The organism is Sphingobium sp. L-44 (assembly GCF_056859495.1).
Genome location: NZ_JBSXOQ010000038.1, coordinates 1 through 11,703, shown reverse-complemented (window position 1 = coordinate 11,703; position 11,703 = coordinate 1). Strand labels below are relative to the sequence as shown.

At 61.9% G+C, this 11,703-nt stretch carries 14 protein-coding genes and 2 pseudogenes; 5 read left to right on the top strand and 11 right to left on the bottom strand.

The window, feature by feature from the left end; all coding sequences use genetic code 11:
- Positions 1 to 259: 259 nt before the first annotated feature.
- A complete protein-coding gene (locus tag AC13EK_RS02735; protein WP_063977162.1) occupies positions 260 to 535 on the bottom strand; it encodes a hypothetical protein in 276 nt (91 codons plus the stop codon).
- Between the two features lie 174 nt (positions 536 to 709).
- Here AC13EK_RS02735 and AC13EK_RS02730 point away from each other — a divergent pair, with 174 nt between their 5' ends.
- Positions 710 to 1,420, top strand: coding sequence for an MFS transporter (locus AC13EK_RS02730; protein WP_483022009.1), 711 nt, complete (start codon positions 710 to 712; stop codon positions 1,418 to 1,420).
- A gap of 1 nt (position 1,421) precedes the next feature.
- Here the strand turns inward: AC13EK_RS02730 and AC13EK_RS02725 are convergent, their stop codons facing one another.
- The 6 genes from AC13EK_RS02725 to AC13EK_RS02700 form a co-directional block, all read right to left on the bottom strand.
- Entirely contained in the window at positions 1,422 to 2,417 is a 996-nt protein-coding gene (locus AC13EK_RS02725; RefSeq protein ID WP_063976421.1) for a LacI family DNA-binding transcriptional regulator, read from the bottom strand.
- A gap of 168 nt (positions 2,418 to 2,585) precedes the next feature.
- A complete protein-coding gene (locus AC13EK_RS02720; RefSeq protein WP_063976420.1) occupies positions 2,586 to 3,332 on the bottom strand; it encodes an HvfC/BufC N-terminal domain-containing protein in 747 nt (248 codons plus the stop codon).
- Entirely contained in the window at positions 3,329 to 4,159 is an 831-nt protein-coding gene (bufB, locus tag AC13EK_RS02715) for an MNIO family bufferin maturase (RefSeq protein WP_483022010.1), read from the bottom strand. Before bufB ends, AC13EK_RS02720 begins: the two co-directional genes overlap by 4 nt.
- A 61-nt stretch (positions 4,160 to 4,220) precedes the next feature.
- Positions 4,221 to 4,487, bottom strand: a complete 267-nt coding sequence (bufA2, locus tag AC13EK_RS02710) for a BufA2 family periplasmic bufferin-type metallophore (RefSeq protein WP_063976418.1) — start codon at positions 4,485 to 4,487, stop codon at positions 4,221 to 4,223.
- 131 nt (positions 4,488 to 4,618) lie between these two features.
- Positions 4,619 to 5,260, bottom strand: a complete 642-nt coding sequence (locus AC13EK_RS02705; protein ID WP_063976417.1) for a DUF1109 domain-containing protein — start codon at positions 5,258 to 5,260, stop codon at positions 4,619 to 4,621.
- Entirely contained in the window at positions 5,257 to 5,796 is a 540-nt protein-coding gene (locus AC13EK_RS02700; RefSeq protein WP_063976416.1) for a sigma-70 family RNA polymerase sigma factor, read from the bottom strand. Before AC13EK_RS02700 ends, AC13EK_RS02705 begins: the two co-directional genes overlap by 4 nt.
- A gap of 210 nt (positions 5,797 to 6,006) precedes the next feature.
- Between AC13EK_RS02700 and AC13EK_RS02695 the strand changes: the two genes are divergently transcribed.
- The 3 genes and pseudogenes from AC13EK_RS02695 to AC13EK_RS02685 form a co-directional block, all read left to right on the top strand.
- Complete coding sequence (locus AC13EK_RS02695; RefSeq protein ID WP_063976415.1) at positions 6,007 to 6,282, top strand: BufA1 family periplasmic bufferin-type metallophore; 276 nt, start codon at positions 6,007 to 6,009, stop codon at positions 6,280 to 6,282.
- Positions 6,283 to 6,335: 53 nt separating this feature from the next.
- Positions 6,336 to 6,785: a DoxX family protein gene (locus AC13EK_RS02690; protein ID WP_063976414.1), complete on the top strand. Its 450-nt coding sequence runs from the start codon at positions 6,336 to 6,338 to the stop codon at positions 6,783 to 6,785.
- A 93-nt stretch (positions 6,786 to 6,878) separates the two neighbouring features.
- Positions 6,879 to 7,199 (top strand): annotated as a pseudogene (locus tag AC13EK_RS02685) (ATP-binding protein); the annotation flags it as partial.
- Positions 7,200 to 7,574: 375 nt separating this feature from the next.
- Here the strand turns inward: AC13EK_RS02685 and AC13EK_RS02680 are convergent.
- Both AC13EK_RS02680 and AC13EK_RS02675 read right to left on the bottom strand, forming a co-directional pair.
- Entirely contained in the window at positions 7,575 to 8,405 is an 831-nt protein-coding gene (locus tag AC13EK_RS02680; protein WP_277788625.1) for a helix-turn-helix domain-containing protein, read from the bottom strand.
- A 444-nt stretch (positions 8,406 to 8,849) separates the two neighbouring features.
- The gene (locus AC13EK_RS02675) at positions 8,850 to 9,701 is read right to left on the bottom strand and encodes a replication initiator protein A (RefSeq protein WP_155738014.1); all 852 of its coding nucleotides are present in this window, start codon (positions 9,699 to 9,701) and stop codon (positions 8,850 to 8,852) included.
- 413 nt (positions 9,702 to 10,114) lie between these two features.
- Between AC13EK_RS02675 and AC13EK_RS02670 the strand changes: the two genes are divergently transcribed.
- Positions 10,115 to 10,663, top strand: coding sequence for a recombinase family protein (locus AC13EK_RS02670; RefSeq protein WP_063975880.1), 549 nt, complete (start codon positions 10,115 to 10,117; stop codon positions 10,661 to 10,663).
- Positions 10,664 to 10,766: 103 nt separating this feature from the next.
- Here AC13EK_RS02670 and AC13EK_RS02665 read toward each other — a convergent pair whose 3' ends face one another.
- Both AC13EK_RS02665 and AC13EK_RS02660 read right to left on the bottom strand, forming a co-directional pair.
- The gene (locus AC13EK_RS02665; protein ID WP_081260906.1) at positions 10,767 to 10,991 is read right to left on the bottom strand and encodes a hypothetical protein; all 225 of its coding nucleotides are present in this window, start codon (positions 10,989 to 10,991) and stop codon (positions 10,767 to 10,769) included.
- 155 nt (positions 10,992 to 11,146) lie between these two features.
- Positions 11,147 to 11,703: pseudogene (locus AC13EK_RS02660) on the bottom strand (Tn3 family transposase); the annotation flags it as partial.

Sequence of the window (11,703 nt, the reverse complement as noted above, 5' to 3'; positions counted from 1 at the left end):
CCGACTTCGCGATATCCAGCCCAATCGTGACAATCTCACTCATCGTCCGTCTCCTCGCTCTTCAGCCGAGGCAGTCTGCCTCAGCCGGTGAGCGGGAGCCATCCACTCCATCGTTTAGCGTACTTTCCACGCTATGCCCTCATGTTGCCGCAATCACCAAGGGTTGGAGCAACGGCGTGTCAAGAATGGCGTCGATCCAGACGGCTTCCCACCCCAGTCTTCCTAGGATAGCGCAGGGCAGGGGGGTCGAATTGTTTGCCTACACATCAACGAGTGTTTCAAACCCCAGATAGTGTGCAAAATAGATCGCAATACATAAAACTGCCGGCGCACCTTGGAGATAGTTGATCTGCCAACGTACCCAGACCCTGGGGAGCACGAGCATCTTATCCAGCGTCGATGTTGTGGGAAGACCGATTCCCCCCTGTCGATAGTCGTAAGCTGTTTTGGCAATTGCGAAGGTAGCGCACATTAATGCCATGACGCCGACGGCGGCATAGAGGGAGAGCCAGGCCTGAACTGTCGCTTGGGGCATGTTCGCTACCTAACAGTAAGATCCTGTCGCTTCCTTAACTCTCTGATCGTGCCGAAGTTACCGGAGGCTGGATCAGTTTGCGCTAAGGGATGCAGTCGCGTTGAGCGCGCGAAGGGAAGGGTGGCATCGTTGGATTAGCGCTCTTAAGCTGCGCAGACGATCCTCTACTCGGTCATGCGCGTCCCCGAACTGCCGCTCGACCCGCAGGATCGCGCGCGCATCGATGGCGAGGCTTTGACGGCGAAGGCGGCGGCGCGCGACTTTATGGCGGCGCTGCGCGATATGCCTCGACCCATGCGGCAGTTGGCCGTCGCCATGCTGTTCCAGTGGTTCGCGATGTTCGCCTACTGGCAATATATCGCTTTTGCCCTTGGCCGGTCGCTGTTCGGCACGGCGGACGCGAGCAGCGCTGCGTTCCGCCAAGCCGTCCTTGTGACGGGGCAGGCGGGCGCGCTCTACAATTTCGTCGCCTTCATCGCGGCGTTCGCGATGATGCCGATCGTCCGGCGGGTCGGCGCGAGGCCGGTGCATGCGGGCGCGATGCTGCTGGTCGGCGCCGCCATGCTGTGGCTCAGCCTGGTGACGAGCAGGATCGGCCTCGTTCCCGCAATGATCGGCGTCGGCGTCGGCTGGGCCAGCCTGATGGGCAACCCCTATGTCATGCTGGCGCGCGCCATCCCGCCTGCCAGAACCGGAGTCTACATGGGCATCTTCAACATGTTTATCGTCATTCCGATGATGATCGAAACGCTCGTGATGCCGCTCATCTACCGACCGTTGCTGGGGGGCGATCCCCGCAACGTGCTCCTCCTGTCGGGCGCCATGATGCTGGTCGCGGCGGCGGCGACGTTGCGCATGACGGAGGAGCGTGGCGTGGCGGCCTGATCTAGGCCGACCCGCGCAGGATCAGTTCTGGTTTCATCGCGACGGACGACACCGTCTCACCGCCCATGCGGCGCATGAGGAGATCGACGAGCAGCCGCGCGCCGCTGCGCATATCCTGGCGGACGGTGGTGAGTGGCGGAACCGTATGCGCGGAAATGCTGATGTCGTCATAGCCGACGATCGACACGTCCTGCGGCACGCGCAGCCCTTGGTCCGCCACAGCCCGCATCGCGCTCATCGCGATCACGTCCGAGGCGGCGAAGATGCCGTCCGGCGAAGCGTGTCCTTCCAGATAACGCGCCATGTCCTGATAGGCGTCCTGATCGGTCAGGTGCAGGGGAAGCAGGATTTCCTCGACCTCCGCGGCCCGACCGATGGCGCGGTGGAAGCCCGCATAGCGGTCGGCGAATTCGGGGACGGTCGGATCGCCGAGAAACGCCAGCCTGCGCCGCCCGATGGTGATAAGATGTCGCGCCGCCATCTCTCCGCCCGACAGATTGTCGGTGCCGACGGTGATCTGCGCCAGATCCGGGCGATGCGCGCCCCAGACGACCAGCGGCGCGAACTGTTTCGCCACGCCTTCTATGACATCGGTCTGGTCCGATTGACCGATCAGGATGATGCCATCGACCCGGCCGGACAGAACCATATTCTCCAGCCAGCTTTCGTCGCCCGGCACGACGCGGGACAGCAGCAGGTCGTAACCCTGCTCCGCCAGCGCGTCGGCGAGGGGGCCGAGCAAACCCATGAAGAAGGGATCGGACAGGCTTTGCTGCACCTCGTGCCCCAGCGGAAAAACCACGCCCACAGCGCCGGTCCTGCGCTTGCGGAAGAAGCTCGCCGTCTGATTGAGGCGAAAGCCATGTTCTTCCGCCAGCGCCCGGATGCGCGTCTTCGTCTTGGCCGAAACCCGGGGATTGTCATCCAGCGCGCGCGACACCGTGGAGACGTGGACGCCGGCGATCCTTGCGAGTTCCACCAAACCTATCGTCTTCATCGGAATGGCAAATCCTCCGCCGCCTGCAGATGCCTATGCCCGTTCGGCGGCGGACGTCCTACCATGGTTTGAGGTGTGATCCCAATCCCCAGTTCTCAGGGGCAAGGATACCGGAGATGGCGCGATCTTCACGGCTGGTTGTGCGCCTCGCGGCCCGGTGCGCGAGGCCTAGTTGATGGCGGCGATCATCTGGTCGGATAGCCACGCGCCCAGCCATTGTCCGACCACCGCCGCGCCAGCCTGGTCGCCAAGCGACAGCGCGCTGTCGCCGCACAGCTCGCCGAACGTCATGCCTCGCCGTAGGTTGAGCAACGCCTTCAACTCGGCGTCGCCCACGATCCTGATGCGGCATTGTTCGCCCTCGCGCCACAGGAGGGCGACCTCGGGCTTGTCCAGATATCGGGGCTCGGGGGGCTCCTTCTGGTCGACCAGGGCCTGCCATATCGCAAACCCGTTGGTTTCAAGATGCAGGAGGTCGATCGACGGCGCGAAGGTCACTATCGCGCGATCCCAATCAACGTCGGCCAAATCTTCCACTCCTACGGCGACGCAGTCAGCTGCGACGAACAGGTCTTCCAGCGCGAGCTCGATGGCGGCAATCTCCGCGATCTCAAGATCTGCGGGATGAAGCCGCGCCAGCGTGGCCGGAAAGTCCCGCCCGTAGGCGTCGAGCGTCCAGCTGCTCGGCGGCACGCTGTCGATATGATTCACCGCGGCATGAAGAAACATGTCCTCGCCGATCCAGTCGCGGGTCCGCTGAAAGCTGCTTTCGAGGCAGGCGACCAGTTGGGTGCGGTAATTGTTCTGATAGACGGCCAGACCGGGCTCCGCAGTCACGCCGATGCGTGCGGCTGCGGCCATGTCTTCCTGCGTCAGCCAGTCCCGCATGTCGCGTTGAAGCGCCAGCAGGCTCATGCCGCCTTCTCCATACCGCCGGCGGCGATTCCGCGGGCAATGGCGAGTTCGGCCATCAGGTCCGCCAAGGGCGGAATGGCGTCATCGCGCTCGATCATGGTCGCGACCGGCCCGAGCTTCGGGAGGACATGCGCGTAGAGATGCCAGACGGACAAGGGCACCGGCTGGTCATGCGTATCGATCAGCAGGCGTTCGCCCTGGCTGTGCCCGGCGAGGTGAATCTGGCGCACGCGGTCATGCGGCACGGCGTCGAGATAGGCGATCGGGTCGAAGCCATGGTTGCTGGCGCTGACGAACACATTGTTGACGTCCAGCAGAAGCCCGCAGCCCGTTCGCGCGCACAGGGCGTCCAGGAACTGCCATTCGGTCATGTCCGCCGGAGCGAAGTCGATATAGGTCGACGGGTTTTCGATCAGCATCGCGCGTCCCAGCGCATTCTGCGCGCGGTCGATATTGGCGCTGACGATATCCAATGCTTCCTGCGTGTAGGGCAGGGGCAGCAGATCGTGTGAACTGAACCCCTCGATCCGCGACCAGCTGAGATGATCGGACACGAACAGAGGCTCGATGTCGTCCACCAGCGCGCGAAGCCGGGCGAGATAGGTGCCGTCGAGGCCATCGGCGGAGCCTATGGACATGGACACGCCATGGAGGGCGACGGGGTAGCGCGCGCGAATATCGCGCAGGATCCGTCGCGGTCGGCCGCCGTCGATCATGAAATTCTCCGAGATCACCTCGAGAAAATCGACGTCGATACGGTCGTCCAGAACGTCGGCATAATGCTGTTTGCGCAGGCCAAGTCCGAAACCTGGAAATGACGGGATCATGGGCACGCTTCCTGTTGGCAAGGACTGTCCGGCGCACCTGTGCGCGCCGGACATGGGAACGTCATTTCGGTTCGGTCAGGCTGCCTCCGGCCGCCTTGCACGCCTTGACGGTCATGGCCTTGAAGCCCTGGCCCTTGCAGCCATTCTGGCCCTTGCATTCGTTGCTGGCGGTCTTGCAGTCCGACGTGCCCTTGCAGCTGTTGACGCCGTAGCAGTGAACGACCTTCGTGTTCGCGTCGTCCTTCGCCACGGCAGGGGCGGCGGCGGCCACGATCGCGATGGCGGCTGCGGAAGCGGCGATGCCGATGCCGGTGTTGTAGGTGTGCATGAGGAACTCTCCGGAAGAATGTTGAGCCAAGATGGCGTCTGTCTTTCGGTCGGGCGCGGCCGGCGGTTACAGGGCAGTCCGAAATTTCCGCGACCGGCGGCGACATGGTCTGGCGGAGCTGGAATCCGGCTTCACCAGCGGAGCAACCGCGGCCCCACAATCATGCCGAGAAAGGCCGCGAGCAGCATTCCCAGCGAATACCATGTCAGCACGAAGATCGCCGACACCTCCGGACAATGGATGCAGTAGACTGTCGCAGCGAAGGCTCCCGCCGCCAGTCCAGCGGCTGCCCCGGCGGCGCGCAGACGGGTGGGGGCTAGACGGCGGAAGGACCATAGCAGGCCTACAAAGATCGGGACGGACAGCGAAAGGACCAGCCAGGGGCAACTCTTCCAGCTATGACCGAGCCACATCGCCATCCATTGCGAGTGCGGCGTTTGCGCCAGTTCGACAAGGCCGACCACGCCAAGAAGCATGACGGGTGTTGCAAGCGCCCACAAGCCGCGCAATCGCCCGCTGTCGGGGCGCGCCAGCTGGGCGGTCGTCATCAGCGCGGCGATCGACAGGGACAAGGTATATCCCCACTTCAACCAGAAGGACGCGCCCTGCATGGCCGCTCCCAGATCCGGGCGAACGCCGATCGACGCCATGATCATCAGCGCGGATGCGACGCCGCCGGCGAACACACCGACGACCAACCGCCGCGCGATGCTGTTTCGGGCCACCGGGCGGGTGTCGCCGGCAAGGGTCTGGATCAGATCGTCCGTATTCATCGCACGGCCCCGTGCACCCGCGCCATCAGCGCTTTCAGCCCGCGATGCACCGATACCTTGACGTCGGATTCGCCGATTCCCTCCGCGCTCGCGGCTTCGGCGACGCTCAGTCCCTCAAGCCGGATCGCGCGGATCATCCGCGCCTGCTTGGGCGGAAGCTGCTCCAGCAGATCATTTATATCGAGCCTGGCGATGCTGCTGGCCTCGAATTCGTCCGCGACCAGGGAATCCGCCAGATCGTCGATCGGCCTCAGCCGGCCGACGCGGCGAAAATGGTCGATCATCTTGTACCGCGCAACGGCGTAGAGCCACGCTGTGAAGGCGCGCTCGGGATCATAGGTCGCACGGCGTGTGTGAACGGCAATAAGGGTGTCCTGCACCATATCCTCGATATCGTCGTCGGCGCCGCGAACCCGGCGTCGATAGAAACCCCGCAGCAGCGGGACAAGCAGGCGCAGCAACGCCGCATGGGCGGCGGCGTCTCCGCCAAGCCCATCGATCATCAACGCGCGCAGATGCCCCTCTGTCGTCTGCATTCAGTCTCCTCGCCCGCTTGTTCGCACGAGCCCGGTCGTCGGTTACGACAGCGACCGATAATTTTTTGCGCGAGCGCATTGTAACCGCACCCTGTCGTTTCCCGAACTGGTCGATGTGACACGGGCTTCCCCGCCTCCTCCCCGGTCACCGCGCGGTCCGGCTCCTGTCCGGGCCGCGCGAAGAGGCGACGGATCGAAGAGGACATCATCATGCGCACCACTCATGCGGCGATCGCCGCCAGCATCGCCATCGCTTCCGCCAGCGCTCTCGCGGCGTCCGCCCATGCCGAAACGAAGCCGAAGATGGAGAAATGCTACGGCGTCTCGCTGGCCGGCAAGAACGACTGCGCGGCGGGCGCCGGCACCAGCTGCGCGGGCACGTCGAAGGTCGACTATCAGGGCAACGCCTGGAAGCTGGTGAAGGCCGGAACCTGCACCTCGATCAAGACCCCCAAGGGCAACGGCTCGCTTTCGCCCAAGGCATGAACATCGCGGCCGGGGCCTCATCTCGCCCCGGCCGACCTTCCTGGAGACCAACGATGACCCAGTTCTTGCCTTTGCGTGACGCCGTTGTCCGGCGGATAGAGGCGCTGTTACCGGACGCGCTGCTGCTGCTGGTCGCCCGCCTGGGCGTCGCGGCCATATTCTTCCAGTCGGGCCGGACGAAGGTGGAAGGCGTCATCACCATCACCGACAGCACATATGAGCTGTTTCGCACCGAATATGCCCTCCCGCTCGTCCCGCCCGGGATTGCGGCGACGATGGCGACCTGGTCCGAGCACCTTTTTCCGATATTGCTGGTGCTGGGCCTGTTCACGCGGTTGTCGGCGGGCGCTCTGCTCGGCATGACCCTGGTGATCCAGACATTCGTGTATCCTGACGCTTGGCCGACGCATCTGAGCTGGGCCGCGATCCTGCTGCCTCTGATCGCGCATGGCGGCGGCGCCCTGTCCATGGACGCGCTGATTTTTCCGCGATCGAAGATGTGAGGCGAGGGGGCCGCGATCGCGCTGGCCACACCGCTTGGCCAGATGAGACGTTTATGCGGGCTCATTGCCTGTCACGCTTGCGAAAGCCGTAGAGTGGTGACACGCCTCGAAGAGGAGACCCGGATCGGCAAAGGCGGGACCCTGGCGGCGCAGCTGTCGCGGCTCGACCTGATCGTGCTTGACGAGCTCGGTTATCTGCCGTTCGCCCGCTCGGGAGGGCAGTTGCTGTTCCACCTCATCAGCAAGCTTTATGAGCGCACCAGCGTCATCATCACCACGAACCTCGCCTTCGGTGAATGGCCGACCGTGTTCGGCGATCCCAAGATGACCACGGCGCTGCTCGACCGCGTCACCCACCACTGCGATATCGTCGAGACGGGCAACGACAGCTGGCGCTTCAAAAACCGCAGCTGACAGCCACCTTCGGCGCCTTCAAAAATCTATCTTGCGCTGCGCGCGCCTCCGGTCGGGCTACGCCCGCCCTCCGCCGCACGCAGCGCAAGGCCATCTTCAACAAACCAACATCATATCCGAAAAGGGGTCCCTCTTCGACGCCGATCGGGGATCCCTTTTGAACGCCGTTTGACAGCGCAGACTGGCGCTATGGTCCCGTTCATCAACGAAAATCAGCTGAACCAAGCATGAAGGCGGCCTTTTGAGCGCCACGGTAAACGCTTGCTCCTTTCGGGAGCACCGCGGCGCACAGCGCCGCGTTCCACGGCTCAATCTGGCGTTGGCGGCTGTGGCTAGTCGGGGTTGGTGGTTCTAGGGCTGTCTCGCCGTCAGGCGTTAGGGCGTTGGCCGACCAGGCCAACTCTTCTCACAGCTTATATAATATGAATCTAGGAGCGGTTGACCATTTTTTTGAGACTCTTGGTTCTCGATGGCCATGGCGAGGCTGTCCAATATGCGCCGCAGGTCCACATCCACAATCTCCTCGGCAACAACCTGTCGGGGCGAGCGCCATAGCCTCATCGCCTCGATCTCTTCGATCCGGTCGACCTCACGCTGCACCACGTCATCGGGGAGAGGAATGGGCCGTAGAAAACGCGGAAGGAATCGCGCGAGCCTGTTGGGAAAGCTCATCCGATAGACGTTGGACGTTTGTGCGTTGCGGGCCTTTGGACGATCGGCGGGAGGATCGATCGGTACGCACCGGCGCTGTTTGTCGAGCAATCCCATTTTGGAGAGGATCGATAGCCCGCGTCCAACGCTCGCGCGAGAGAGTCCGGTGTGCGTCTCGATCCATTCCCAGGTTGGGAACACCTTGCCAGCGCAGTTGCGGGCAAGATCGGTAAGCTCCTTGAACACGCGTACCGCTGCGGGCGTTATCAGCGTGAGGAGCTGTTCATCTTCGGTGAGTGGTCGCCCCTCGGCGCGGGCAAGCCGGCGGACCGCGTTCTTGCGCTTCAGCAGTTCCGTGGCGTTCTTGTAGAGCCGATCCGGCTCGCCCTTGGCGTAGCGGTAGAAGAAGTCGTCCTCGAACGTGCCGGCCTTGCGGCTGTTTGGGTGAACATGCGCGCGCGTCGGGTTTGCCGCCCCCGATCGTGATTTCGGCCGCGTACGCTCGATTTGGTCGAGCGCCATGAAGCTGGCTTTCGCGAGGGTAATAGCTCCCATCTTCCGTCCCCTTGTTGGGACCGGGACCAGGCAAAACTATAGCGTGGCGCGAAGGGCGCTCCCTTGAACAAAAGCTCGGGAACGGGTATGAGAAGGGACTGTCTGTGGCCCGATCGATGCCTGCAAGCATCGCTCATCACGTTCCAGGGTGCCCGGCCTTCGTGCCGGGCATTCGTTTATGTGGTCACGGTCGCTCCATATCTTCGATCATCGCTCGCGATTATCTGCGGCCCCGATTTTGCAAAATTAGCTTTGCTGATGAAAGAAGAACCGTTCGTGCTTTCGCGGATGGGGAAGGGGAATCGTTCGTGCTTTCGCGGATGAAACGGCTTCTCTTCGTGCTTTCGCGGATGAAAGCGGTCCGGCTATTCGTGCTTTCCCGGATGAAAGGCCCTCTTCGTGCTTTCGCGGATGAACGCGAATCGCAATACCAAGTTGGCAACTTCAGGCTGCGATTAGTGTGTTCCGTGGTTCGATACGCACGCGGCTATAACTCGGCGGGCGACTCTTGGGCGATGCGGCCTTTGCTCCGATCAGAACAAGGCGGTAGTCGGGGATGGCGTCGGCCTCCGCGATCGCTTTCAAGGCGTGCCGGAAGTGCGGCAGGGAGTTTTGGTATCCGAGCTGACGGCGCAGTTCGTCCAGGTCCATTTCATGCGGTCCCGTGGCGCAAGTGGACCGCGCTATTTCGTATAATCGGCGCTCCACTGGACCGAGTTGGAAATACCCGTTGGCGTAATTGAGTATTTGCCGGTCATGGAGGATTGCTCGGTAAAGCCAGTCGCAAAGCCGGACGCGGATAGCTTTTAGTCGTCGGACATCGCTCTGGGCATCCTTATTCCGAGTGTAGTAAAGCTTCGCCTCGGACAGCCACGAAAAATAGCCTTCCTCACCTTCGCCGCCCGCCTCGATGTTAGTCTTGATCTGCGTGCCCTGTAACCGCTCCAATGCCTGCGAGAGACGACTGTAGGACCGCGCGGATGGATTGTTTCCGGTGACGCAGAAAAGGTCGTGGGCTGTGAAGTGGAACTCCTGGGCCACCTCCTCTCCAGCCTCAAGACGGGCGATCATTAAGCTGGCGATGTAGAGGACGATTTCCTTGTCGTAGATCGTCGCGGCTCCCTTTGCGGTCGGGACAATCTCGATCGACACGGTTCCGTTGTCGTAGGCGAGTGGTTTTGTCCACTTACCTTTGCTTAGTGCGAAGAATGGGAACGCCATCAACGACCGATCGCCCCGCACGTCAGCGAGGAGCGGGCTGTCCATTATAAAGAGGTCGCGTTGCTTCGGTGCCATAAGGTTCATCCTAGCGGTTGGTGCGGTCTGGGACCACCATCCGCGAAAGCACGAAGAGAGGTCGTTTCATCCGCAAAAGCACGAAGAGGGCCTTTCATCCGCGAAAGCACGAAGCGAAGCCGCTTCATCCGCGATAGCACGATGAGAGCGGTAAGTTCGTCGGCCCGGCCCCTGCTTCGGCCTTGTACGGCATGACGGATGGGTACCATCTTCGTGCTTTCGCGGATGAAGCCAGGTAGGCAGGGGTGTTCTCGCAAACGATCGGTTTTGGAACGCGGTCATGGGAAATCTCCTGCCCGCAGTTCTAAACGTCTCGTTTCCAAGGATCGCCTCCAAAATGCAGACTGTTCAAAACCCATGTTCGTTAGTAACCAGCTTTGCAGGGTCTTGTCGATGAGTTTTGAGAAAACCGCATGTTGATTGGATACGCGAGAGTGTCGACGGCCGACCAGGATTTGACGCCGCAGATCGAAGCCCTGCAACGCGCCGGCTGCGAGCGTCAGTTTTCTGACAAGGCCAGCGGGGCGAGGGTGAACCGTCCTGGCCTTGCAGAGGCGATCGATTATGCGCGCCCTGGCGATGTTATCGTGGTCTGGAAGCTGGATCGCTTGGGTCGCACGATGAAGGGATTGGTCGACCTTGCCGCTGAGCTCGAAGGCAAACAGATCGGTCTCCGCTCGATCACCGACGGCATCGATACATCGGGAACAGCTGGACGTCTCGTGTTCAACATTCTTGCCGCGATGGCCCAGATGGAGCGCGAACTGGTTCGGGAGCGAACGAATGCGGCACTCGACGTTGCTCGTCGTAAAGGGAGATTTGGGGGGCGAAGATCTGTAATGACTGAACAGCGTAGGGCCGCTGCCGAAAAACTTTTGAAAACCGAGATGTCGGCCACCGAGATTGCCTCTGCAATTGGTGTGTCGATTTCCACGTTCTACAGGCATTTCCCAGTTAGATAACGGCATCCGCGCCAGTCTTGGCCGACGTGTTGCGCAGAAGCACGCAATGGTGGAGTGAGACTTAAACTGACGGCCGGTTTGAGCCGATTGCCGGCAGTAGGATTCATGGCTCTTTGTTGGCGCGATCTGGCGTTCGCGGGCCAAGGAATTCGTAGCGCAAGAGAATGTCGCTATCGATCCGTTCGAGTATGGCGTTGATCGTTGCCTCGCGGGACGGCAGTGTGAGGCGCTGCCGGATCTTCTCCACGATGTCGATGGATGTAGGGGAGAGGGCGTATGTTGAACGTCGATAGCCAGCTGCGTCCTCACGCAGCTTTTTGCGACGCATCGACCGTGCGCTCCTTGTCGTCGAGTCCTTTTCGGGCATGGGGCAGGATAGTCATAAGACATCTGCTTTCAACACCGCGCTCGACTCATGATGCTGTAGGGGTGACTACACGAAAGTGACGTATCTGCACGGAAAGGGCGAACGGATAGCGAACGTCACGCGGCAAGTAGGGAGTTGACCGCGCGCAGCCGTCGCAAGGCGTCCGGATCGGGTTGATTTTGAACCTTCCAGGTATACTCACCGGTCAGCGACATATGCTCCCAGGAGAATGGCGCGATGTGGCGTGTGATTTCGTCGGCTGTGCCGATGTCCGCCAGGGCCATTTCGAGATAGCGAGTGTTCCACAAGATGATGGCGCCGACGAGAGGTTGAGGCCGGAGGGGCGATAGGTCTGGTTCTCGAACCGACGATCGCGCAGTTGGCCGAGCTGGTTGAAGAAGAGCGCGCGGGCGAGCGCGTTCCGGCCTTCGCCTTTGTTGAGGCCCGCCTGGGTGCGCCGGCGCAGGTCGATGTCGCGCAGCCAGTCGAGCATGAAAATGGAGCGTTCGAGGCGGCCCAGCTCGCGTAGTGGGAGGGCCAGTCCGTTCTGTCGCGGATAGGCGGACAAGCGGCGCAGCATTGCCGAAGCAGTGACGGTGCCGGTGCGGATCGACGTGGCGAACCGCAGCAGTTCGTCCCAATGCGCCGCGACATGACCCAATGCGATCGGTTC